26 protein-coding genes and 1 other RNA gene are annotated in these 21,091 nt (G+C 53.3%); 7 read left to right on the top strand and 20 right to left on the bottom strand.

Annotated features, from left to right (window positions below):
• The first annotated feature begins 61 nt into the window (after positions 1–61).
• Positions 62–388 (top strand): hypothetical protein, encoded by a 327-nt coding sequence (locus tag SYN8016DRAFT_RS11825; RefSeq protein ID WP_006854651.1) that lies wholly within the window; start codon positions 62–64, stop codon positions 386–388.
• Between the two features lie 467 nt (positions 389–855).
• Here SYN8016DRAFT_RS11825 and SYN8016DRAFT_RS11820 read toward each other — a convergent pair whose 3' ends face one another.
• The 8 genes from SYN8016DRAFT_RS11820 to SYN8016DRAFT_RS11775 all read right to left on the bottom strand — a co-directional run bounded on the left by SYN8016DRAFT_RS11820 (position 856) and on the right by SYN8016DRAFT_RS11775 (position 5,892).
• On the bottom strand, positions 856–1,884 hold the full coding sequence (locus SYN8016DRAFT_RS11820; protein ID WP_006854650.1) for a tetratricopeptide repeat protein: 1,029 nt from the start codon (positions 1,882–1,884) through the stop codon (positions 856–858).
• Between the two features lie 848 nt (positions 1,885–2,732).
• Positions 2,733–3,101 carry a hypothetical protein gene (locus tag SYN8016DRAFT_RS11805; RefSeq protein WP_006854647.1) on the bottom strand — a complete coding sequence of 123 codons (369 nt, stop codon included), beginning with the start codon at positions 3,099–3,101 and terminating at the stop codon, positions 2,733–2,735.
• Positions 3,102–3,209: 108 nt separating this feature from the next.
• Complete coding sequence (locus SYN8016DRAFT_RS11800) at positions 3,210–3,956, bottom strand: hypothetical protein (RefSeq protein WP_006854646.1); 747 nt, start codon at positions 3,954–3,956, stop codon at positions 3,210–3,212.
• Positions 3,957–4,102: 146 nt separating this feature from the next.
• The gene (locus tag SYN8016DRAFT_RS11795; protein ID WP_253909869.1) at positions 4,103–4,282 is read right to left on the bottom strand and encodes a hypothetical protein; all 180 of its coding nucleotides are present in this window, start codon (positions 4,280–4,282) and stop codon (positions 4,103–4,105) included.
• 41 nt (positions 4,283–4,323) lie between these two features.
• Positions 4,324–4,827 (bottom strand): hypothetical protein, encoded by a 504-nt coding sequence (locus tag SYN8016DRAFT_RS11790; RefSeq protein WP_006854644.1) that lies wholly within the window; start codon positions 4,825–4,827, stop codon positions 4,324–4,326.
• Positions 4,824–5,120, bottom strand: a complete 297-nt coding sequence (locus SYN8016DRAFT_RS11785; protein WP_253909868.1) for a DUF1311 domain-containing protein — start codon at positions 5,118–5,120, stop codon at positions 4,824–4,826. The genes SYN8016DRAFT_RS11790 and SYN8016DRAFT_RS11785 overlap by 4 nt, the downstream gene beginning before the upstream one ends.
• 14 nt (positions 5,121–5,134) lie before the next feature.
• A complete protein-coding gene (locus SYN8016DRAFT_RS11780) occupies positions 5,135–5,317 on the bottom strand; it encodes a hypothetical protein (protein WP_006854642.1) in 183 nt (60 codons plus the stop codon).
• Positions 5,317–5,892 (bottom strand): recombinase family protein, encoded by a 576-nt coding sequence (locus SYN8016DRAFT_RS11775; protein ID WP_006854641.1) that lies wholly within the window; start codon positions 5,890–5,892, stop codon positions 5,317–5,319. The genes SYN8016DRAFT_RS11780 and SYN8016DRAFT_RS11775 overlap by 1 nt, the downstream gene beginning before the upstream one ends.
• 173 nt (positions 5,893–6,065) lie before the next feature.
• On the opposite strand from SYN8016DRAFT_RS11775, the gene SYN8016DRAFT_RS11770 reads away from it, so the two are divergent.
• The 3 genes from SYN8016DRAFT_RS11770 (at position 6,066) to SYN8016DRAFT_RS11760 (ending at position 8,002) form a co-directional block, all read left to right on the top strand.
• Positions 6,066–6,314, top strand: a complete 249-nt coding sequence (locus SYN8016DRAFT_RS11770; protein WP_006854640.1) for a DUF1651 domain-containing protein — start codon at positions 6,066–6,068, stop codon at positions 6,312–6,314.
• Positions 6,315–7,408: 1,094 nt separating this feature from the next.
• The gene (locus tag SYN8016DRAFT_RS11765) at positions 7,409–7,738 is read left to right on the top strand and encodes a hypothetical protein (protein WP_371212448.1); all 330 of its coding nucleotides are present in this window, start codon (positions 7,409–7,411) and stop codon (positions 7,736–7,738) included.
• Positions 7,739–7,759: 21 nt separating this feature from the next.
• Positions 7,760–8,002, top strand: coding sequence for a hypothetical protein (locus SYN8016DRAFT_RS11760; RefSeq protein WP_006854637.1), 243 nt, complete (start codon positions 7,760–7,762; stop codon positions 8,000–8,002).
• Here the strand turns inward: SYN8016DRAFT_RS11760 and SYN8016DRAFT_RS11755 are convergent.
• Positions 7,968–8,225, bottom strand: a complete 258-nt coding sequence (locus SYN8016DRAFT_RS11755) for a hypothetical protein (protein WP_006854636.1) — start codon at positions 8,223–8,225, stop codon at positions 7,968–7,970. The genes SYN8016DRAFT_RS11760 and SYN8016DRAFT_RS11755 overlap by 35 nt on opposite strands.
• Before the next feature lie 214 nt (positions 8,226–8,439).
• On the opposite strand from SYN8016DRAFT_RS11755, the gene SYN8016DRAFT_RS11750 reads away from it, so the two are divergent.
• A complete protein-coding gene (locus SYN8016DRAFT_RS11750) occupies positions 8,440–9,198 on the top strand; it encodes a sugar transferase (protein WP_006854635.1) in 759 nt (252 codons plus the stop codon).
• Here the strand turns inward: SYN8016DRAFT_RS11750 and cbiB are convergent.
• The 5 genes from cbiB to SYN8016DRAFT_RS11725 form a co-directional block, all read right to left on the bottom strand.
• The gene (gene cbiB / locus SYN8016DRAFT_RS11745) at positions 9,192–10,166 is read right to left on the bottom strand and encodes an adenosylcobinamide-phosphate synthase CbiB (RefSeq protein WP_006854634.1); all 975 of its coding nucleotides are present in this window, start codon (positions 10,164–10,166) and stop codon (positions 9,192–9,194) included. The genes SYN8016DRAFT_RS11750 and cbiB overlap by 7 nt on opposite strands.
• 17 nt (positions 10,167–10,183) lie before the next feature.
• A complete protein-coding gene (ilvC, locus tag SYN8016DRAFT_RS11740; RefSeq protein ID WP_006854633.1) occupies positions 10,184–11,179 on the bottom strand; it encodes a ketol-acid reductoisomerase in 996 nt (331 codons plus the stop codon).
• 56 nt (positions 11,180–11,235) lie between these two features.
• Positions 11,236–11,838 (bottom strand): ATP-dependent Clp protease proteolytic subunit, encoded by a 603-nt coding sequence (locus SYN8016DRAFT_RS11735; protein ID WP_006854632.1) that lies wholly within the window; start codon positions 11,836–11,838, stop codon positions 11,236–11,238.
• Positions 11,839–11,946: 108 nt separating this feature from the next.
• On the bottom strand, positions 11,947–12,612 hold the full coding sequence (locus tag SYN8016DRAFT_RS11730) for an ATP-dependent Clp protease proteolytic subunit (protein ID WP_038014693.1): 666 nt from the start codon (positions 12,610–12,612) through the stop codon (positions 11,947–11,949).
• 39 nt (positions 12,613–12,651) lie between these two features.
• Positions 12,652–13,800, bottom strand: coding sequence for a PIN/TRAM domain-containing protein (locus tag SYN8016DRAFT_RS11725; protein ID WP_006854630.1), 1,149 nt, complete (start codon positions 13,798–13,800; stop codon positions 12,652–12,654).
• 71 nt (positions 13,801–13,871) lie between these two features.
• On the opposite strand from SYN8016DRAFT_RS11725, the gene hemW reads away from it, so the two are divergent.
• On the top strand, positions 13,872–15,122 hold the full coding sequence (gene hemW / locus SYN8016DRAFT_RS11720) for a radical SAM family heme chaperone HemW (protein ID WP_006854629.1): 1,251 nt from the start codon (positions 13,872–13,874) through the stop codon (positions 15,120–15,122).
• On the opposite strand, the gene panB is transcribed toward hemW, so the two are convergent.
• Complete coding sequence (gene panB / locus SYN8016DRAFT_RS11715) at positions 15,043–15,861, bottom strand: 3-methyl-2-oxobutanoate hydroxymethyltransferase (protein WP_006854628.1); 819 nt, start codon at positions 15,859–15,861, stop codon at positions 15,043–15,045. The genes hemW and panB overlap by 80 nt on opposite strands.
• Before the next feature lie 43 nt (positions 15,862–15,904).
• Between panB and ffs the strand changes: the two genes are divergently transcribed.
• Positions 15,905–16,001, top strand: an RNA gene (ffs, locus tag SYN8016DRAFT_RS14615) — signal recognition particle sRNA small type.
• 5 nt (positions 16,002–16,006) lie between these two features.
• Here ffs and ftsZ read toward each other — a convergent pair.
• From ftsZ to miaB, 5 genes are all read right to left on the bottom strand, one after another.
• Positions 16,007–17,116: a cell division protein FtsZ gene (gene ftsZ, locus SYN8016DRAFT_RS11710; protein WP_253909867.1), complete on the bottom strand. Its 1,110-nt coding sequence runs from the start codon at positions 17,114–17,116 to the stop codon at positions 16,007–16,009.
• A gap of 150 nt (positions 17,117–17,266) precedes the next feature.
• Complete coding sequence (locus SYN8016DRAFT_RS11705; RefSeq protein WP_006854626.1) at positions 17,267–18,118, bottom strand: cell division protein FtsQ/DivIB; 852 nt, start codon at positions 18,116–18,118, stop codon at positions 17,267–17,269.
• Entirely contained in the window at positions 18,115–18,525 is a 411-nt protein-coding gene (locus SYN8016DRAFT_RS11700) for a hypothetical protein (RefSeq protein WP_006854625.1), read from the bottom strand. Before SYN8016DRAFT_RS11700 ends, SYN8016DRAFT_RS11705 begins: the two co-directional genes overlap by 4 nt.
• Positions 18,526–18,544: 19 nt before the next feature.
• A complete protein-coding gene (locus SYN8016DRAFT_RS11695; protein ID WP_006854624.1) occupies positions 18,545–19,606 on the bottom strand; it encodes a D-alanine--D-alanine ligase family protein in 1,062 nt (353 codons plus the stop codon).
• A gap of 38 nt (positions 19,607–19,644) precedes the next feature.
• Entirely contained in the window at positions 19,645–20,976 is a 1,332-nt protein-coding gene (gene miaB / locus SYN8016DRAFT_RS11690) for a tRNA (N6-isopentenyl adenosine(37)-C2)-methylthiotransferase MiaB (protein WP_256364600.1), read from the bottom strand.
• Between the last annotated feature and the right edge of the window lie 115 nt (positions 20,977–21,091).

Here is a 21,091-nt window from a genome sequence, read left to right as displayed (position 1 = left end):
ATCTGGAAGCAAGGACAGCAGCAGACCTCAAACTGCTGAAACAAAATAAGAGGTTAATGACATGATTACATTTAGAGAGTTCTTGAACCTGTGTGAGGACTACAACCCGAATGCTGAGTTCGTTATTTACAACAAGAAGACAAGAGCAGTCCTTGGAACAGCAAGAGGTTTTGATCAAGCAAAGAGCAAAGCATCCAGCATCAGGAAGCAGCGTGGATTGAGGTTTGATGATGTCTCATTTATGACCAGCAGAAGGTTCTACGGAAAGAGCACTACAGCGCCCTCAGGCGGTAGAAGGATTGAATATGCTCCTCGCTATAACCCAAGCAAAAGAGGACGCTTCAAGGGCGTCTGGGACGCTCATGGGAACTATGCAGATCTTGACTGATCACACCTAAAACTTTTTATGAGTAGTTGGTAATGAAGAACTATCTATCAAGGTTTGCTGACCAGGGATAGAAGAGATGAATCATCACCTTGGGGGGTGCGAAGGCATTGAATATGCTTTCATCTTTCACATACGCAAAAGAAGACGCTTAAAGGGTGTCTGAGACGCGCAGAGGTGTATGACGATTTTGATTACTCCAAGACCTAGATGGCGAAGATGACCGCATATGGAACTCAAATCTCCGTCAGGGCGTGTTTTCAGCGAGCAACAGGCAATTGACCTCTTCGTGTCTCTAGTTGCGTCTGATGCCAATTCAGAGAAGAAGTGGCGCGGGTTCTACAACTCACTTACCCCTGCTGAGTTGCAACAAGAGTGGGATGAGCACTGGTCGTAGAACTGAAATTTACAATTTTCAGTTTCAGTGTGTTAATCCGTTATTTTGTTATTTTGTTATAGGCATTAAAGGGTTAATTGCAATGTTTATCCAGAAGATCCTGAGCGTCTTCACTTCCTAATTCTTTTGCTTTCATCCAGTCTGAGCAAGCATCCACCAATTGGTTTAATGCGTAATTGGCGATCCCACGATTGAGGAATCCACTTGCAAATGAAGGTGAATTTTCCAATGCATTTGTGTAGCATACCAACGCATCTGAATAGTTTTTCAGGCGCATATAGGTGTTCCCAAGAGAAAAGTGGGCGCTTATATTATCTGCATCTAACAGAATTGCTTTTTCAAAATACTTGATTGCTGAAGCATAATCTCCAAGGGCAAATTGAGCATCTCCCAAGGATTGGTAGTTATCAAAAGTCTCTTTAGCATTTGCTGTGATTGTGTAATCTTCGATAGCACCTTTCAGATTTCCTTTTCTCTCTCTTAAATAACCCCTCATTTTTCTAATTGCTATATCATTGCTGCCAAGTTCAATTGCCTTATTTAAGTCCGATTCTGCGTCATCAAACTCAAAGCATTCTTTATACGCCTTACCCCTCATGGCATATGCTTGCATACAAGAAAAGTCCAACTTAATTGCAATAGAATAGTCTTCAATCGCATCATATGTATCGCATAAGATTTCTTTGATGCGTCCACGGCAAATGAATTGTTCGGGACAGTCAGGTTTTAATTCGATGGCATAGTCATAGTCCTTTAATGCCTCTTCATATTGTCTAAGTTTTGTTTTTGATGATGCACGGGACGAAAAGAAAGTTGGATCTTTTGCATTAATTAATATCGCCTTGGAAAAACATTCTATTGCCTGCTCGTGTTTCTCAAGTAGTGAATTTGCTTTACCCTCTTCGAAGTAATTTTTAGCATCATCGCTAGTCGATATCTGCATATTTCTTTTTTGTGATGATTGCCTCCGTATCAAAGTGCCTCCTGCACCCATCACTAAGGCAGCAGCAAGTACATAAGACTTTTGAGCACCTATTGCAGATACGACCACAGCACCTGCAACGCCAGCACCGAGTGAAATTGCCAAGCGTTTGTAGTCCATTGGTATCTCAGCAACGGGCAATGCTTTAGATCAGTGTAAGTCTCTTACGAGTTCTATCTCGGAACGATATAAGTATTGTGATTTACTAACTATGCATCTCAAAACAAACCAATCAAAAGAGTACGACTTAAGGGTGGCATAGATGCTTAGACGAGTCATGCAGATATTGCTTGCTTGTATGAAATTAAAATACTCGTTGCCTTGAATCTATTTGGATCTCCTACAGGTTAAGTGCTAAAAGACCCTATCCCAAAAATTATTATAGTTATTTGATTGATTGTGGCAATGAGGACGGTAATTCGAGCAGTATTGCAATCACCTTTTATTTTCAATACATTGCGTAGCGCATCTGTTAGAACCATGTCCATCAGAAGAAGAAATACAAGCAACCAAAAGAAAAAGTATAACTCTTTGTTCCAATTGACAATGAGACCTATCACTCCAAGTATAGAGGCGATCAATCCTTGAAATGGGATCATGTTTTAACTCAGTCTTATCTCAACAATACCTTTTCTCAAATGCTTCTGCTAGGGAGTCAACCTCAATGGGTCCCCATTCGCCTTGCCATTTCCTTAAAGAGCGTTCACAGTCCAAGGCATAGGGAATATCCTTACGCACCTTTCCATGTCTGTTGATGCGATATCCAGAAATCTCAACGATGCTGCCAGTCCGATCCTCCTCCTTTGAGTAAATATCTTTTCCCTGTCCAAAGCGTCCTTCATATGAGTACCCAGCAGGGATTGATTCCATCTCTACTGGTCTAGAAAGTGTTTTGGTGTATCTGAAATATCTTGCTATCCCAAAACCTGAAATCATTACAGTCGCTGAAATTAGAATATTTACGAATTTCATTTTTCAGTATCCTGCTCTTGGTTTAACTTGATACGATCCTCTCTGTCTCGGTTGAGTGCCTGTTGTGGAGCAGTCAAACCCATAATTATTCCCCCAAATACAAACCAACTAAACATCTCCTCCATGCCAAATAAGTTAAGAATACCGTAAAGAATTGCAATTAGAAGGCATTGAGCAAGTATCCCTTGAATAAATTCTTTTGCTTCAAATGTCCCCAGTGTTCTCATCATTGCGACAATAGTCGGTATACCTAGTAGAAATAATCCGAATACAAACCAGAGTCCCGCAAATGCGAATCCTTGTAGGATCCCATAATCGGATGCTGCTTTGACAAAACCTATCGCCATAATTATTAAACCAATCATCGCTAATGCTTAATGCTCGTATTGACACGAGTATAACTCAGATGATTACACGCTTCAACTATACTTGCAGAATTTAACGCGTAGAAAGGGAAGGATTGTGATAAGTTATTAACCGTCAACGGTCATGCTTTCAATCCACTCTTTCTTGAGATGAAGTTTATCTAAGACTGCTTGCTCAAAGTCTTCCTGACTGCATTTAGTCCAGAAATCAGGATTGAATTCAGTGATTAAAAGTGTATCTTTATCGTACTTCTCAAAACCGAAGGAAAAGTCATCTTCCTCATCTTCATCGAACTCCACATTGTCAAACCAGGCAAGGAGATATTTCTTAGGCATCTCGATATTAATCATATGGTCTTCGTCCCATTCCCATCCTGCTAGTTGAGCGTCGGTGATTGTCTTGTACTTTTTGCCAGGTAATTGGTTGGCAGGTGGGTGTAGTTTCAACCATGGAGGACCATACTCTTCTGCAAGTTCCTCAATAGTATTGGCAAATAGTGTCTCTTCATCCTCATCAGGATGTTCCTTCTTCCTGACCTCGATCGCTCTATCAAGGATGCGTTTGTAATTATCACTAAGTAAGTCTTTCCCGTGCAGTTCAATTTCAAATGGCACATCTTCGTCTTCATCTTCGTCATTACGGTTCTCCTCATAATCTTGATCGAACTGATTATCAAGATAGTCAAGTCTGAACGATTCAGGTAATACCTCGACATCGTCCCAGTCTTCTGACTGTGTTTTGTCCCAGTATCTTTTGATATCACTCTCATAAAGCGCGAATATCTTAGAGAAGTATCTAAATTTATCTTTGTCAGTCAATTCATATCCAAACTTCTTATGCCTTGGAGTAGTCATGACAATTTCCACAATATATTCATTCTATCTTGTTAGAGTTAAATTGTCTAGGAGTGCTTAGAGGCAGTCCCTCGATATTCCAATATTGCATTCAACTGCACGTTAACAACACAACATAATAAAGGAATAACAGTGCGGAATTAATTTTATGGATAGAAGAGATCCATAAGTTTTCTATCCTCATCAACAATCCTGTATTGCTTGCCTGATTGAGTTGCTCTTGTTTGTGCTGTCCTTGCGGCAGAGGGAAGGTGATGAACGGTTTGATACTGCTGCCATCCACCGAACTGGTTTCTGACTTGGATTTTGTATTTGGGTGCTGCCATCACTGGTAGTGCAAGTGAAAGGAGTAGTGGGAGTAGGAACCTCATCTGATCTCCTCCAATGCTTTACGGAAGCGGTCAAAGGACCCCTGGATAGAACGCATCCCGTCCTCTCCTTCAGCAGGACATAACTTCGCCCATCGCATAAATGGATTCCCATGAACGGTCTGGTACTTGGGTTGTCCTGCGACATCGCCCTCTCTGTAGAAAACATCCTGTTCCCAGGAATCAGTGCGGTCAGCGTTCTTGCTGGTTGAGAACCTCTCGCCAACGCAGTCAGCAAACAACCAGATGTCGATTACAGGAGGACCTGCTCTGCCAGATGCTGGTTCATGTCTACATTCCTTGGTATCCCAATCGCAGGTATGAATCCAGGTTCGCTGCCTGACCTTGACTCTCAACCACCCGTCGTTCATCACCTCTGGTAAGGACAACTGCTCTGTTTCCACCCGACAGGAAGTTCCACAACCAAAAACAGGAAGGATGTTGTCCTGCGGAACAATCAATGGATTCATTACCCCTGTGAGCAGGAACAGCAGTGCTTTCATTCTGCTAGACCTTTCAGTTCTTTCAGCAGAACGCGATTGAGTCGGTCATCACACCCAACAACCAGTTGTGGGTAAATCGTTCCTTGTAAATAAGGTCGATAGGCAGCAGAGCAGACCTCCATGGTTGCCTCTCTCCATTGCTTCAGGGTCTCTGGTGAGAGTTTCTTCTCAAGTGCTGCCTTGGACTCATCCAAACTCTTGGAGGCGCACCATCTCATCTCAACGGTGTTGTTCCCTGGGCACTTGATGTCTGGTTGCTCTGCCTTCGCTGGCATCACAGGTAAAAGCAGCATGAGTAGCAGTGCCTTCATATTTTTTCTTGGACCTTTTCCAATACTGCATCTTGCATTCTGTTTTGGATCGTCTTTCCTTCTTTTGCGGGAGCAATGGCATCGCCAGCAGAGCGGAGTAGGTCTCCTGTTATCTGCCTTGCTTCTGGGTTAGTGAACAGCAGAAACCCAAGACCAACCCCAATAAGGATCTTCACCATCACATCACCTCTTCTTCTTTGATGATGCGTGTGATGGTTGCGAGTGCCAGACCTGTTTGATCCTTTATGGACCTATAGGACTCTCCTTCTTGACGCAGACGCAAGACCAATGACTCCTTCTTGTTGGAGGTCTTTGGTCTCCCTCCAAGATTCCCTCCTGTCTTCCTGCGGTGCTCTACGGACTCTCTGCTCCTCTCCTGGATAAGAGATCTTTCCACTTCTGAAAGTCCAGTTAGGAGTCCAACGACAAGAGGTGCCATCTTCCCAAGTGCCTTGGTGTCTATCAATCCATCCAGGGTTCTCACATGGATTCCCTCTTGCTGGAGATCGTTCAGACGGTTGATGACTTCGACCTGACTCCTTCCAAGGCGGTCCAACTTGGCAACACACAGCAGGTCTCCTTCACGGAGAACAGATAGGCAGGCACGCAGTTGATGTCGTTGCTCCAGGGTCGTGGTGCTTGAGACCTTTTCAAAGAAGACCTCTTCGCATCCATCTGCCTTGAGGTCATCCACCTGCGAGTCGGTGGATTGATGGGTGGTGGAGCACCTTGCGTATCCGATTTTCCGTCCCATCGTTCGGAAAGGGTAAGTGTTTCTAGATTCTACCAACCGAACGCCTTTCCGAACGATTTTCGCCCCTGAGAACCCAGTCAAGTCATCTGTTCGTTTTTGAATGAGCAACTCAAGAGTTTCCGAACACCAATCCACTGCTATGACTAATACAGATGTATTGGTGAGTAGTTTTTATGGGAGACGGTTGGTTGCGGAACCCCGAAGACGGATGGACCTATCGGTTTCAGAGGGATGAGAAGAGTTGGTCCGTCGACCCCCGTGTCTTCGTGGATAAGGGTCGTGCAATGCCTGATGGTTCTCCTGCTCTCTTGAAGACTCGTAAGCACCTCAGGAGGGAAAGAGCAGAAGGTATGTGGAAGGACTTAGTGCGGAAGGGTTGGGAAAACGTTCCTGCTGTTTGGGGTGTTGACGCAGAACCCTGAAAGGTGTTTGTTCCTACAGAAGAGTTCACGCGGATACATAAAACTCTTTTCATTCCTCACACGGGATTGCACGGCACGAAGGAGGGAGGTGAGAGACCCTCCTTTTTTATGTTCTGAAGGAACCTTTTGAACCCGCATGAACTGAAGTCGTGCGCGGCGTGATCATCGCTTTGGACGATGACAAGCGAATCAGGAGAGCACTTCAGATCGCACAGGGCATCGACTTCTACCGCTATGAGGTCAAGTTCAACTTGATTCCATCGTCTTAAAAGAGAAGGGCGAGTTGATGGGTATTTACTACTAGGGCAGGCGGTTCTCCTGATATCCGTATCTAGGAGTCAGTAGGAGAGTGAATAAGTCATGAACGGACGGGAAAGACCTCTGGGGAGTGAGCACCTCAGGGGTTTTTCTTTGTCTCAGTATTTGCCAGTGGTTTAGTGCCTGTCCCTACAAATAGGTTCCGCTCGATACATAACAATTCATTCGTCCCTGGAAAGCGGGGATGCGTCGTCATGAGGGAGGTCTGGGGAGACCTTCCTTTTTTTTGCGCTTGGGCGGGCACATGAATCGAAGTCGTATAGAGGGAATCTCTTCGTGAAATCGTTTTCCGGAAATGGGTTCAGGAAGGTTTCAGGTGGTCCCGTGAATGTGTTGTTGGATGTGTTGTTGGAAATACTTGCTTTCTCTTGTGTTTCCTCCTAAAGCAAGTAATAAAGTCTTTTTGAGACCTATATGTATTCCCACCCTCTCCGTTTTAATCATCGGGAAGGCTTCAAGGATCTATGTGATCCTCTGGTCCTTGTGAGCTGAACGTTCCATTCCTAAAAGTCGCTGCGGTTTGCGATTGATATCACTCATCGGGGATCAAAGGTTTGAGCCCTTGATTCGTAAGGACTAAAGTGCCTTCAAAGTTCGCGTTAATCAGAGGTAACCTTTTGATTTTGTCTGTGTCAGGAGGGTCGATCATTGATTGCATTTTTTTGATTGTCTCTAAGGACTGAAGAGAAATTGCCATTCAAGGTGTGGTGAAGATGCATCGACCATTCAAAGGCTTGTATTTACAGAAAACGACTGCCCCATTCTTTTTTTCGTTTGTGACCTACACCCCACAGACGAAAGAGCAGATGATTGCCTGCGGAGATCTGGCTGAGGGAGAGGAGTATTTGAGCCAGGTTGTATGTGATTTTTTATTATTCATCTCAGAAGGCATTCTTGGGCATATTTTAACGGCTGATTTTCCAATTTCTTATGATGATGTCGTCATCGTTTGCTCTCGCCAGCGCGGTGATGGTGTCCAGCATGAATATTTGATTCAGGTCATCGACCGTGGATGGACAAACGAAGCTCAGACAAGGCTTCTCGATGAATTAATGGCGATCTTGTCGCATCCCCTGTGGACTGGCGCAATATTAAAAAGCAATTAATTTTTTAAGGATTTGATTTCAATGATTGAGATGCGCTTTGATTCCTTTGGATGGGCGCTGGTCAATGGTTTTTTATTTGATGGAAATGATTGCGTAAAACAGAAGCATAAAAGCTGTGAATCCTCCAAGCCAGTATTTAGCAACGGTGAGCAGATGTTTGTTCAAGTGATTGGGTTGCTTGTGTGCTTTGGGCAGGTTTTCTTGATGATTTCTTTGCTTGTTGAGGAAATTAGGAGTGAAACAGAAGAACAAGTCCTTCACTGACTTGATGAAATTCTCGTTCTTCTCGGCTTAGATCCAAGCCAATCTCCAATCCTTCCTTTAAAGCCTTCTCAAACGGTGGAGTGGAAGGCGGTGACGCGTCGATCCACAGCGCTGCGATTCCAATCGCCGTGGCGTGCCACCGAAAGCTCCCTGTGTCTCCAATCGTGGGTTCTTGGAGGGCTTCTTCGAGAAGGGCGCTGATGGATGTGTCGGTGGAAGTCATGCCCCAGCTTCGGAATATTTGTCTTTTGCTGCAATTGGCTGAGAGACTTCTTGACCTGTTTCTGTCAGCAAATGCTGTTATCTGCTCGTTTCGGCTCGCTGCTGCGCAGGTCGGGAGGTAGCAGTTGTTCCTGTGCCGTTGCGGCGAGTGGCCCTTTCACCCTTTTGGTTGTGTCCTGTTGCGGTTCAGTAGGTTGAGACTCAAGGGACACTTGATGCAAGTCAGTCTGCGTCGAACGTCGCTCCAGGCCGGTGGATCCAGCCTGAGTCGGCGTGCGACGAAGCGGCATCTCGAGTTGTTGTCAGCCCCTCCCTCGGTGCTCACATCCGTGGCACTGGTTCGTAAGCAGAGCCGGTTGGGACGCTCACTCAAGCGAAGTGGTGATATTGCTTTCTCGTTGCTGGCCTTAGGGCTTGGATCACCAGTTTTTTTGTTGATCGCGGCCCTGGTGAGCTTGAGTTCGCCCGGACCTGTGTTTTACGTGCAGAAGCGCGTTGGTCGTCGATACCGGCATTTTGGATGCATCAAATTTCGCACCATGCGCGCGGATGCCGACGCTGTTTTGCAACGCGTGTTGGCTGAGTCGCCAGAGATGCGCGCTGAATTTGAGCGAGATTTCAAGCTTCGCCAAGACCCCCGCATCACTCCGATTGGCCGTTTCTTAAGGCGTTCCAGCCTGGATGAACTCCCTCAGTTTCTGAATGTCCTCCGTGGTGAGATGAGTGTGGTTGGGCCACGGCCGATTGTGGACAAGGAAATTGAGCGCTACGGCCCCTTCATGGATGAGGTGTTGGCTGTGCGGCCCGGCTTAACGGGGTTGTGGCAGGTGAGTGGTCGGAACAATCTCAGCTACCCCAAGCGGGTGAGGCTTGATTTGGCTTACTCGAGAGGCCGCTCTTTCCTTCTTGATTTGGCGATCATCCTGCGCACGTTTGGAGTTCTTCTGCTCCCCATGGACCGTGGTGCCTACTGAAGCAACGACCAGCCAGCTGCCGCCACTAACCAGGACACTTCAAGTTTGAGGCTTAAGTTCAGCAGCTTGCGCACGCCTTCAGCTGTGGCCTTGCCTGATTGGGCGGAAAGCACTGGTTTGCTGATCCAAGTGTTGCCGTAGCGATTGAGCCCTCCCATCTGCACATCGGCGCAATGGGCAAAAATTGATTCTGAGAGTCCTGCGTTGGGGGAGGGATCAGGTCTCCCATCGGCGGCGGCGGCTCGCACTGTTGTTGGCCACTGGGTCCAGGGCAAGCTCATAAGCGGAAGCGTGATTAGCACCAACCGGCAGGGCAACCAGGTCAATAGGTCGTCGAGCCTGGCCCCAGCAGTCCCGAGCCAACGCAAGCGTCCATGCTTATACCCAAGCATGGAATCAAGGGTGCTGCTGGCTTTGAACGCCCACGCCAAGGCCAGGGGGCCTGGACCTTGGCTGAAGCCCGCCTGCCAGAGGCCAGCTCCGATCAACATCCAAAACAGCGGGGCAAACAGTCCATCCACTGAATTTTCACTGGCTGTTTCCGCGCTGGCCCGGAGGATGTCGTCTTGATCCAATTGGCTCACATCACGGCCCACAATCCAACTGAGGCGATCCCTGGCCGAGGGGAGGTCCGGGAGGGCCTGAAGGACGGCCAGCACGCTGTCGCGAAGGCTGCGAGCTGCCAGAGCACTCGCCAGGGCAAGAACCAGCAACACTGCCGCTAAGGGATGGGGCAACGGAGACTGGGGCAAGATCAGCCGTTCCAGCAGCCAGCCCGTTCCGCCGCTGCCCACCACCAAAACGAGCGTGATCAGGGCCCCACCGGCGCGCAGTGGAAAGGGCCGGTCTCCGGCCCAGCGTTCGACCCAGTAGCGGAGTCCAGTGATCACGCGCCCCATGGCGACAACTGGATGAGGGCTCCAGCGGGGATCGCCGACCAGCAGGTCAAGGCCTGCGGCGACGATCACAAGCAGAAAGGGATCGCTCAGGCCGTCTTGAGCCAGCTGAACATCGAGCGCAGTCCCTTGCCAACTTTCTCGATTGGATGCTCGGCATCACGAGCGCGAACTTTGTTCATCTCAGGCTTGCCGGCTGCGCATTCTGCAACGAAGTTCTTGGCAAAGGTTCCGTCTTGGATGTCGGAGAGGATCCTTTTCATCTCCGCTTTGGTGTCAGCGGTGATCAGACGCGGGCCACTGACGTAGTCCCCGTATTCCGCAGTATTGGAGATGGAGTCGCGCATGGAGGAGAGACCGCCCTTCACCATCAGGTCGACGATCAACTTCACTTCGTGCAGGCACTCGAAATAAGCGAGCTCAGGCTGATAACCGGCTTCCACAAGGGTCTCGAATCCAGCTTTGACCAGCTCTGAGAGGCCACCGCAGAGAACCGCTTGCTCTCCAAACAGGTCGGTTTCGGTTTCTTCCTTGAAGTTGGTCTCAAGGATGCCCGCGCGTGTGCCGCCAATCCCTTTGGCGTAGGCCATCGCCAGGCCGCGCGCATTCCCGGAAGCGTCCTGTTCGATTGCGAACAGGGCAGGAACCCCCTGACCGTTCTGATACTCCCAGCGCACGGTGTGACCCGGTCCCTTCGGAGCGATCATCAACACATCCACATCGGCCGGTGGCTTGATCAGCTCAAAGCGAATGTTGAAGCCGTGAGCAAAACTTAAAACCTTGCCAGCGCTGAGGTGAGGGGCAATTTCTTTCTCATACACCTCTTTCTGAAACTCGTCCGGTAGCAGCACCATGATCCAGTCAGCCTTGGCGGATGCATCCGCCACGCTCAGAACCTCGAGGCCATCGGCTTTGGCTTTCTCGGCTGAGCGGCTGCCGTCATAGAGACCCACCACCACATTGATGCCACTGTCCTTGAGGTTCAGGGCGTGGGCATGGCCCTGGGATCCATAACCGATGATGGCTACCGTCTTGCCGCTCAGCAGCGAGAGATCGGCGTCTGAGTCATAGAAAAGCTGAGCCATCCGGTCGGAACCTGCTGAAGACAATACTGAAGTTTACGGATGGGCCGGATTGACCCTCAAGCTTCGTTGGGGTGGGAGATCACCCGATCGATCAAGCCGTAATCCTTGGCCTCTTCCGCACTCAGGAAATAGTCCCTGTCGGTGTCTTTCTCGATTTTTTCAAAACTCTGCCCTGTCATATCGGCCATGGAGCGGTTGAGCATTTCCTTCATCCGCAAGATTTCCCTGGCTTCGATTTCGATATCGCTCGCCTGACGTTGCGCCGTTCCCCCAAGAGGCTGGTGGATCATGATCCGGCTATGGGGCAAGGCCAGGCGCTTGCCTTTCGTGCCTGCCGTCAACAAGAAGGCACCCATCGATGCGGCCAGCCCGACGCAGATGGTGACGACGTCACTCTTCACGTATTGCATGGTGTCGTAGATCGCCAAGCCAGCGGTGACCGATCCACCTGGGGAGTTGATGTACAGGTAGATGGGCTTGCTGCTGTCTTCGGAATCGAGATACAGCATCTGGGCAACGAGGCTGTTCGCAACCCCGTCATTCACATCAGAGCCGAGGAACAAAATCCTCTCAACGCCAAGACGGGTGTAGATGTCGACCCAGCGCTCCATTTGGCTGCCGGGGAGGCGGTAGGGAACGCTGGGGGTACCGATCGGCATGGGTCCTAGGAAGGGTTGAAGTAAAAAAAATGGTCTGTTTAGACAACCACGGCTGGTTCAACAGCGTTGTGTTTTCAATGACAGGCGCGGTTGATGCTGGATGGGTCCTTAACCCACCGCTGCAGGTAGGTCCTTGCGGCTATCGAGAACCCTGTCAATCAGGCCGTAGGACACGGCTTCTTGAGGGGTGAGATAACTCATTCTGTCTGAATCGGCGGAGAGTTCTTCCACGCTGCGACCGGTGTTGGTCGAAAGGATTTCGAGCATGGCCCGCTTGTTATGCAGCACCTCTTTGGCGCGGATCTGAATGTCCGTGGCCTGGCCGCGCGCGCCGCTGCGGGGCTGATGCAACACGATCGAGGCATGGGGTAGGGCCGCTCTTTGCCCTTTGGTGCCAGCGGAAAGGATGACGGCAGCCGTTCCCATCGCCTGACCGATGCAAATCGTGTGCACCGGTGGCTTCACGTAGCGAAGCGTGTCGCAGATGGCAAAGGCTTCTGTCTCGAAGCCAATCGACTCGCCCGAATACCAACTTGTACCCGTGGAGTTGATATAGAAATAAATCGGCTTGTCTGGGTTGTCGAACTCCAAAAAGAGGAGCTGGGCAATGATCAGCTCGGTCACGTCCAAGCCGAGCTGACGCTTGGTGTCTCCGTCTGAAAACAGCGGAAGGCCCAGATACACAATCCGCTCTTTGAGCATCAAAGAGGGCAGGTCAGGCGGGGGTGTGCGCATCACGCCTGAGTCGCCGTAATAAGGCGCTGATGTGGTCATTCCTCTGAGCATCCCTGTCGTGGAGGGAGCCTAGCGGGGTCACGAGGATGGCTGCTCTTCAGCGCTGTCCGTGCGTGCAGCCTTGCCCTTGCTGCTCTTGCTGCTGCGGTTGTTTCGCGCACCGTTTTTGTCACGGCGAGCAAACACCATGCGCCCTGTTGGGGTCTGCAGTGCACCGGTCACCACAACGGGTTGACGGGATCCGATCAAGCTCCGGCCCTCCTCAACCACCACCATCGTTCCGTCTTCGAGGTAGCCCACTCCCTGACTCTCCTCTTTGCCTTCGCGCACGATCTTGAGCAACAGCTCATCTCCGGGCTGCACCTCAGGGCGTAGGGCGATCACCAATTCGCTCAGATTCATCACCTTGATCTCCTTCACTTCGGCGACCTGGGCCAGGTTGAAGTCGGCGGTCACAAGCGTGCCGCCCGTGTCGCCTGCAAGCAGGAGAAGGCGATCGTCGGTGCCCGTTCCTTCATAACGGGTGCTGTTGATCACCAGTCGACGGCCGTAGGTGTCGCGTAGATCGCGCAGAAGTTTCAGGCCACGACGTCCCTTGGCTCGCTTCTCCAAGTTGGTGGAGTCGGCCAATTGCTGCATCTCGTCGATCACCGTTTGAGCAACGATGGCCTGACCTTCCAGCAAACCGCAGGCCAACATGCCGCGGATTCGCCCATCAATGATCACGCTGGTATCGAGGATCTTCGGGGTTGCAGGGGTGAGCACACCGTCTGCCACCAGCAGCGCTTCCGTGCTGGTGGGGTTGAACAGGCGCAGAAGCGTGCGTCCGTGCACCTCGGCGAGGTTGTATCCCAGAACGCCAAAAAACACATTGCTGAGCACCGCAGCCAGCGGTTTGACCAGCGTGACGCCACCGGCGAGTGGGAGCAGCAGGATCGGCGCTAACAAGAGGTTGGCGACCAGCAGACCAAGAATCAGTCCCACCGATCGACTGATCAACAAATCGGTGGGCATCGTGCGCACCTGCTGCATCAGTTGCAGACGCAGCCGCTTGAAAACGAGGCCTGCTACGAGGCCTATGGCCGTGCCAAGGCCGGTGAGCCCGAGGCGCACCCGTTGGACATCGGTGACATCGTCCAGCATCTCTTGTGGAAGGAGATGAACTCCCATCCAGCCGGTGGCTCCACCGGAGATCAGAAATAGGACCAGGATGAGAACTTCAACCATGGCAATCGGTCGTGGCCGTTCACTCCGTATGAAGGCAGCATGCATCATCTTCCGTCGCTCTGCCTGCGCAGATGACCGCATCTGCACCTCGCAGCGCCTATTTACATATTCCTTTTTGCCATCGGCGTTGTTTTTATTGCGACTTCGCGGTGGTGCCCCTCGGCGATCGGGCTGATGCGGATGGAGGGTCTGGTAGCGGTTCGATCGAGACCTACCTGGCGCAGCTCAGCGCAGAGATCCACCTCTCTCCCCCAGGGCCTCCATTGGCCACCGTGTATGTCGGCGGTGGTACGCCATCCCTGTTGAGGCCCGATCAACTTGCAGCGTTGCTGCAGCAGCTCAGAGGCCGCTTTGGCTTCCAGGACGGTGCTGAAATCACCCTTGAGATGGATCCAGCTACGTTTGAGCGCAGGGATCTTCACGCCCTGGTCGCTGCGGGCGTGACCCGCGTGAGTTTGGGAGGGCAAAGTTTTGACGATGTCAGGCTCGCGGCCCTGGGGCGCCGACATCGCCGAAAGGATTTGCTTGAGGCCTGCCATTGGCTCCAAGGGTGTTTGCAGGCTGGTGGACTGCAGAGCTGGAGCTTGGATCTGATCCGAAACCTTCCAGACCAAGGGGATCAGGAATGGGAGGCGCAGCTGGAGCAGGCCGTTGTTCTGCAGGCTCCCCACCTATCGATCTACGACCTCAGCGTGGAGCCAGTCACGGTGTTTGCTTGGCGCGAGAAGCGAGGCGAGCTGGCGATCCCTGAGGAAGATGCTGCCGCCGACCGGATCGCCTTCACCACCCGCAGGCTGCGCCGCGCCGGTTACTGCCGCTACGAAATCTCCAATTTCGCTAGGCCAGGGCATGCCTCCAGGCACAACCGCGTGTACTGGAGTGGTGCGGGATGGTGGGCCTTTGGTCTAGGCGCGACCAGTGCACCCTGGGGGGAGCGGATGGCTCGTCCTCGCACCCGAGAGGCCTATGCCTCCTGGCTGAAGGAGCAGGGTCCAAAACTGGATTCGAGTTTGATTCGAGGGTCAGCCGAGAGCTTGCCTCTGGACGATCGGCTGCTGGTGGGGCTGCGCTGCTACGAAGGCGTAAACCTGTGGGAGCTTGCGAGACGCTGCGGCTGGAACGAACGTCGCTGCAGCCGTGACTTACCTGCCCTAGAAGCGCGCTGGCAACCCTTCTTAGAGAGGGGTCTGATGGAACGTTTTGGCCGCCGTTGGCGCCTCAGCGATCCCGAGGGAATGGCCGTTAGCAATCAGGTGCTTGTGGAGGTGGTGGAGTGGTGGGAGTTGCTCCCTGATCCCGTTGCTCCGTCAGCCAGCTTTTGAGGGCACTGATGCTGAGTTCACGGCCTTGCATCCGGGCCGGGCTGAAGGGTGGTTGGCTTGGCGTCAGTCCCAGCAGGTCCGCGGTCACGCTGACCTGTCCGTCGCAATCGGATCCGGCGCCGATGCCGATCACCGGGATCGACAAGTTGCGTCGCAACCGACCGGCGAGTTCGGCGGGGACATGCTCCACCACCAGTGAAAAACAACCAGCGTCCTCTAAAGCCTTTGCTTGGCGGTGCAGTTTGTCCTGGCTGCGCGGATCGATGGCTTGACGCCGGTAGCCGAGTCGATGCACCGCCTGAGGCGTGAGTCCGAGATGGCCCATGACGGGGATGCCCATGCGCACGAGGCGATCGACAACGGCAACCACCTCTGGTTCGCCTCCTTCAAGCTTGACGGCGGCGGCATCCGACTCTTTGAGGATGGTGCCTGCAGCGGCGACGGCGCGATCGAGGCCGCACTGATAACTCAGAAATGGCAGATCGCACACCACCAGCGGGCGCTCGGCAAGAGGTTTGTTTAGGCCGCGGCAGACGGCCTGGCTGTGATGCAGCATCTGTTCCAGCGTGACTGGAAGGGTGGTGGCATGGCCTAGAACCACCATCGCAAGCGAATCACCCACCAAGACCACGTCGGCGCCGGCTTCTTCCACCAGGGCAGCACTGAGGCCATCCCAGGCGGTGAGCATCGTGATCGCTCTCCCTGATTGCTTGAAGCGAATCAATTCAGCTGGGCGCATCCGCCCTTCCGCCGTGAAAGAGGTTCATTGCTAGCATGACGTCGATTCGGATCCATGCGGTCCAGACGCCCAAACCTGGTCAGAACCGGAAGGGAGCAGCCACACGGGATGCTCTGGGCAGGCGTGGACTCCGGGTCACCAACCTCTAGCTGTCGCTCTGGCGTTGTTGACGCTGCCTGAGGAAGTCGGGAATCCGTGCTCCGCTTTCAGGGGCGATGTTGGTCGGTGTCCTGGGCTCGAAGGCTGAAACAGCGGGGCGAAGCGTGCTGCGCTCTGAGCGGTAAGGGTTGCCGTCTTCAAAGCCTGTGGCAATCACGGTCACGTGGATCTCTTCCTCAAGGCGTTCATCTACCACAGCACCAACAATGATGTTGGCTTCTGGATCCACGACGTCGTAAATCACCTCAGATGCGGTGGTCATGTCCTCCAGGGTCATGTCCCGGCCACCGCTGATGTTGATCACGCAGCCATTGGCACCATCGATGCGCGCGGCCTCGAGCAAGGGGCTATTAATCGCGGTTTGTGCTGCTTCAACCGCCCGTGATCGGCCTGAGCCCACACCGATCCCGAGCAAGGCGGTGCCGGCTTCGGTCATGACGGAGCGAACGTCAGCGAAGTCAACGTTGACAAGGCCAGGGAGGGTAATGATGTCGCTGATTCCCTTCACTCCCATGCGCAGAACGTCATCGGCGCTGCGGAACGCTTCCTGAAGGGGGGCTCCAGCGATGGCATCGCGAAGCCGATCGTTGGGGATCACGATCAAGGTGTCCACGTGCTCTGCCAGGCGGGCGATGCCTTCATCGGCCTGACGCATCCTGCGGCGACCTTCGAAACTGAAGGGTTTTGTGACGATGCCAACGGTGAGAGCGCCGCTTTCTTTGGCAACTTCTGCAACCACAGGAGCAGCACCCGTCCCGGTGCCTCCACCCATCCCTGCAGCGATGAAGACCAGATCTGCGCCTTGGAGCGCCTGTTGAAGATCAGCACGCGACTCTTCCGCCGCTTTTTGGCCAATGCTTGGATTTCCGCCCGCTCCAAGACCGCGGGTAAGGGTTTGGCCCAGCTGGACCCGGTTGTCAGCAGCCGATTGAATCAGCGCTTGAGCATCGGTGTTTAAGACCCGGTAAGCAACCCCTTCCAGATCGCTCAAAATCATGCGATTAACAGCGTTGCTGCCACCCCCTCCAACACCGATCACTTCGATGCGGGCTGATTGGCTAGGCGAGATGCCCTCTGGGTTCATGGCTGAGGACATCTCACTGCTCACAATCTCCATTATCCGAGCTTGAACCGCTGTAATCGGTTGCATTATGGGGCTGTGTATCGCTTTTGCCGACAAAAGCGATACAGGAACTTGATTGTCACCATCATTTTTGGCCCGATCAGGTCAACGAACGCTGACTTTTTACGGAGCTGCAGGTTTGGGCTTCGGCCGTAACTTCAGTTCAGGTTGGCTTGGGTCACTGAGATCCAGCCCTTCGCTTGAAACGCCGCCCAGGCTGGGAGGAAGGCTTTGCGTGAGTTGGGCAATGGTTTTGAATTGCTGATCTAAGAGGGCGTCATTGGCGCCGAGATAAACAAGGCCAAGGGTCTCAATGCGCAGACTGACGCCACCGGCGGGCTCTACAACAATTGTTTTCAGTGGTCGACCGAGTTGGTCTCGTTGTTGAAGGATGCGGGCGATGACGGCCCGTCGATTGGAAATCCAGCCTTCGACTTTCACAGCGCTTGCAGGCTTCTCTCCCTGCCTGGCCATGTCCATCGGCATCCACTGAGCCTCCAGGTCCACCATTCCCCGCTCGATTCCATCGGGGCCCACGCGGGTGGCAGCGGCGATGGGGCGGCGTTCAACGAGTTGGATGTCGAGGCCTGGAGGGAGAAGACGCCGCTGAACGGACACCTCCTGCACGGGAAGCTCCTGCATCAATTTGGTCTCGATCTGACGCGGCTCGAGGCTTAGCAGTGATTGAGGAAAGGAAAGGCCTGCAGCCTTCACCACCACGTTTTCGTTCATCCGCGCGCTTCCGCTGATCTGGATTTGCGTCGCGGATCGCAGGCTCCAGCCCAGGGTCAGCAATAACCAACTCAATCCCGTGGCGGTGAGGAGAAAAAAAACAAGTCTCCACAATTGAATCAGGCGTTCTTGCCGGCGCTCCTGATGCAGCCTTCGACGCCGTTCCACGCCAGGGGGAAGGGGGCCTTGGCTGTTGCGTTTGCCGAGCTTGAAGCCTTTCTTTCTGGAAGCGTCTGGGCTCACAAGTCGCAGCGTGCACGAGACATGAGCTGATCCATCCAACGTCGGGCACGATCGGCATCTGCAAAGGGCACGTCGAGCTGACGACCATCCCCAATCAGCCTGAGACGGCAGCGTCCTTGCGATTCGCTGGCCAGCGGGGCCTCCCCTGAGGCCAAGGCCATTAATTCGACCAATTCAAGGCCCTTGATCACAAAGTGCCCCTCCTCTTGAAAAGATCCAGCACTGAAGCTGCTCCAGCGCAGTTCTCCATCCTTGAGAAGTGCTGCGCCGCAGCCATCAAGTTTGGCTAACTCCGACCCTTCGCTCCAGGTTCGGAACAGATTTTGACGACGGCGCTCCAGCCACCCCAGTGCTACAAGCAGCACAAAGGCGACGAGCAGCGGAAGCCAGAGCAGACCTTCAATCATCGCTTGTCTGGATGTTGATTCATTCTCGCGCTGTGTGGACCAGCTGGGCCACTAGGTCGGGTAAAGCGACACCACTGGCCTCCCAAAGCATGGGGTACATGCTTTGGGAGGTGAATCCAGGCAGGGTGTTGATCTCGTTGAGCCAGACCTCACCGGTGCGTTCGTCGTAAAAAACATCCACGCGTGCCAAGCCATAGGCGTGAACAGCCGTACAGGCTTGCAGGGCAATCGCTTGAATTTGAGCGCTCACCTGGTCGGGAAGTGGGGCTGGAATCAGCGTTTGGCTGCAGCCCTCGGTGTATTTGGTGTCGTAGTCATACCAATCGGCCTCAAAGCTGATTTCGCCCACCACGGAAGCCTTGAGCTGTTGCCGTCCGAGGACGGCGCATTCCAGCTCTCGAGCGGAGACGCCACGCTCCACGACGAGTCGGCTGTCATGGCGTGCCGCCTCCCGCAAGCCTTCAAGCAGTTGGTCTCGATCACGGGCTTTGCTGATCCCTACCGATGAGCCCATGTTTGCTGGTTTGACAAAACACGGGTATCCCAATTCCGCTTCGATCCTGGCGACCAGCTTGGTTTGCTGTTCAGGGTGATGGAGGTCTGCAGCGTTCAGACCCACGTAGGGGACTTGGGGGAGGCCTGCGGCGGCAAAAGCGGCTTTCATCGCCAGTTTGTCCATTCCAACGGCTGAACCGAGCACGCCGGAGCCCACATAGGGCTGCCCCATCAGGGTGAACAACCCTTGCACGGTGCCGTCTTCTCCATTGGGACCATGCAGCACCGGGTACCAAACATCCACGCGATCGTTGTCGATCGGCAGGGAACGGAAGCCCGCTGGCGGTAAGGGCTGGGGAAGGCTTTCCTCTGCAGGTGCTTGCTTTTGCTCAAGAACGCTGAGGGCAATGCGCTCGGCCCACCAACGTCCCGCCTGATCGATGTACAGCGGAACCACTTCAAAGTGATCTCGATTGCCCCCCGCTTGAAGGGCGTTGATCACCGTGATGGCCGAGCGAATCGACACGGCATGCTCACCGGATGCTCCTCCGAACACCACACCAATGCGAAGGGGAGACGAGGGCATGGTGTGGCCGTTCATTCAACAAATGAACCCGAAAGGTATCAGTTGCTCACCGGTGTGCCAGTGAGGGAGAACGAGCGAACTTGATCGATGCGGACATCGACCAGATCTCCTGCACGATGCGTGATGCCATTGGCGGATTCAGCGGAGAAAAAGGTCAGCCTGTTGGTGCGCGTCCGCCCCATCAGTTGGCTGGGATCTTTTGGATTGATTCCCTCGGCCAGCACTTGCTCGATCCGACCGGCGTAGCGAGCGTTCCGCTCTTTTGCCGTGGATTCCACAAGCGCATTGATCTCTTGTAGGCGTGCCACTTTGACGTCTTCCGAGAGCTGGTTGTTCCAGTCCGCCGCTGGTGTGTTGGGTCTTGGTGAATAGGCGGCTGTGTTCACTTGGTCGAAGCCAATCTCTTCAATTAACGCCAGGGTGCGTCTGTATTGCGCATCGGTTTCTCCGGGGAACGCCACGATCACATCCGCACTGATGGCGGCATCGGGCATGCGTTCGCGAATGCGATCAATGATGCGCCGGTAACGCTCAACGGTGTACCCCCGGGCCATCGCTTTTAGAAGCTCGTTATCACCGCTTTGGAAGGGGATATGAAAGTGTTCGCATACTTTCGGCAGCTCAGCGCAGGCATCAATCAAGCGCTCGGTGAAATATCTCGGGTGACTCGTGGCAAAGCGCAGGCGTTCGATGCCCTCCACGTCGTGCACCTGGTAGAGGAGATCTGTGAGGGTGTGTTGGCGACGGCCCTCGGCGGTGATGCCCGGTAGATCGCGGCCATAGGCATCGATGTTTTGGCCGAGCAGGGTGATCTCTTTGAACCCACGCGCGGCCAAGCCCTCCATCTCCAAAATGATCGAGTTCGGCAGCCGGGATTGCTCCTTGCCACGAACCGAGGGCACCACGCAATAGGTGCAACGTTCGTTGCAGCCGTAAATCACATTCACCCAAGCGCAGGTGCTGCTGTCGCGCCTGGCGGTGGTGAGGTCTTCAAGGATGTGATGCTCTTCAGTCGCGACCACCTGTTGTCCCGTCTGGACTTGCGTGAGCAGGGTCTCGAGGCGATTGGCATGCTGGGGTCCCATGACCAAATCCAGCTCTGGCACTCGGCGCAGCAGGGATTCGCCCTCTTGTTGCGCGACGCAGCCAGCCACGATCAAGGTGAGATTCGGATTGGTCCGCTTGCGGATGGCTTGACGGCCTAAGTAGCTGTAAACCTTCTGTTCGGCGTTGTCGCGAATGGTGCAGGTGTTGTAAAGAACGAGATCAGCGTCGAGTTCAGCATCGGCTTCCTGGTAGCCCATGGTTTCCAGGATTCCTGCCATCCGCTCGGAATCGGCCTTGTTCATCTGGCAGCCAAACGTGGTGATCCAGTAGCTGCCGCGTTGCTGCTCGTCCCGAGTGGAGGATGCAGGGGTCTTGGCAAGACTGGGGCTGACGGGACTGGAGAGGGCCAAAGCGGGTGGCGATCCTGGAGACCGACGA

This window comes from Synechococcus sp. WH 8016 (assembly GCF_000230675.1).
GTDB lineage: Bacteria > Cyanobacteriota > Cyanobacteriia > PCC-6307 > Cyanobiaceae > Synechococcus_C.
This window is presented reverse-complemented; position numbering and strand designations above follow the sequence as displayed.

Bases quoted from the DNA above. Each gene is read 5' to 3' on its own strand.
- SYN8016DRAFT_RS11825 (WP_006854651.1), top strand. From the start codon at position 62: ATGATTACATTTAGAGAGTTCTTGAACCTGTGTGAGGACTACAACCCG.
- SYN8016DRAFT_RS11820 (WP_006854650.1), bottom strand. From the start codon at position 1,884: ATGGACTACAAACGCTTGGCAATTTCACTCGGTGCTGGCGTTGCAGGT.
- SYN8016DRAFT_RS11805 (WP_006854647.1), bottom strand. From the start codon at position 3,101: ATGATTGGTTTAATAATTATGGCGATAGGTTTTGTCAAAGCAGCATCC.
- SYN8016DRAFT_RS11800 (WP_006854646.1), bottom strand. From the start codon at position 3,956: ATGACTACTCCAAGGCATAAGAAGTTTGGATATGAATTGACTGACAAA.
- SYN8016DRAFT_RS11795 (WP_253909869.1), bottom strand. From the start codon at position 4,282: ATGGCAGCACCCAAATACAAAATCCAAGTCAGAAACCAGTTCGGTGGA.
- SYN8016DRAFT_RS11790 (WP_006854644.1), bottom strand. From the start codon at position 4,827: ATGAAAGCACTGCTGTTCCTGCTCACAGGGGTAATGAATCCATTGATT.
- SYN8016DRAFT_RS11785 (WP_253909868.1), bottom strand. From the start codon at position 5,120: ATGCTGCTTTTACCTGTGATGCCAGCGAAGGCAGAGCAACCAGACATC.
- SYN8016DRAFT_RS11780 (WP_006854642.1), bottom strand. From the start codon at position 5,317: ATGGTGAAGATCCTTATTGGGGTTGGTCTTGGGTTTCTGCTGTTCACT.
- SYN8016DRAFT_RS11775 (WP_006854641.1), bottom strand. From the start codon at position 5,892: ATGGGACGGAAAATCGGATACGCAAGGTGCTCCACCACCCATCAATCC.
- SYN8016DRAFT_RS11770 (WP_006854640.1), top strand. From the start codon at position 6,066: ATGGGAGACGGTTGGTTGCGGAACCCCGAAGACGGATGGACCTATCGG.
- SYN8016DRAFT_RS11760 (WP_006854637.1), top strand. From the start codon at position 7,760: ATGATTGAGATGCGCTTTGATTCCTTTGGATGGGCGCTGGTCAATGGT.
- SYN8016DRAFT_RS11755 (WP_006854636.1), bottom strand. From the start codon at position 8,225: ATGACTTCCACCGACACATCCATCAGCGCCCTTCTCGAAGAAGCCCTC.
- SYN8016DRAFT_RS11750 (WP_006854635.1), top strand. From the start codon at position 8,440: ATGCAAGTCAGTCTGCGTCGAACGTCGCTCCAGGCCGGTGGATCCAGC.
- ilvC (WP_006854633.1), bottom strand. From the start codon at position 11,179: ATGGCTCAGCTTTTCTATGACTCAGACGCCGATCTCTCGCTGCTGAGC.
- SYN8016DRAFT_RS11735 (WP_006854632.1), bottom strand. From the start codon at position 11,838: ATGCCGATCGGTACCCCCAGCGTTCCCTACCGCCTCCCCGGCAGCCAA.
- SYN8016DRAFT_RS11730 (WP_038014693.1), bottom strand. From the start codon at position 12,612: ATGACCACATCAGCGCCTTATTACGGCGACTCAGGCGTGATGCGCACA.
- SYN8016DRAFT_RS11725 (WP_006854630.1), bottom strand. From the start codon at position 13,800: ATGGTTGAAGTTCTCATCCTGGTCCTATTTCTGATCTCCGGTGGAGCC.
- hemW (WP_006854629.1), top strand. From the start codon at position 13,872: ATGACCGCATCTGCACCTCGCAGCGCCTATTTACATATTCCTTTTTGC.
- panB (WP_006854628.1), bottom strand. From the start codon at position 15,861: ATGCGCCCAGCTGAATTGATTCGCTTCAAGCAATCAGGGAGAGCGATC.
- ftsZ (WP_253909867.1), bottom strand. From the start codon at position 17,116: ATGTCCTCAGCCATGAACCCAGAGGGCATCTCGCCTAGCCAATCAGCC.
- SYN8016DRAFT_RS11700 (WP_006854625.1), bottom strand. From the start codon at position 18,525: ATGATTGAAGGTCTGCTCTGGCTTCCGCTGCTCGTCGCCTTTGTGCTG.
- SYN8016DRAFT_RS11695 (WP_006854624.1), bottom strand. From the start codon at position 19,606: ATGCCCTCGTCTCCCCTTCGCATTGGTGTGGTGTTCGGAGGAGCATCC.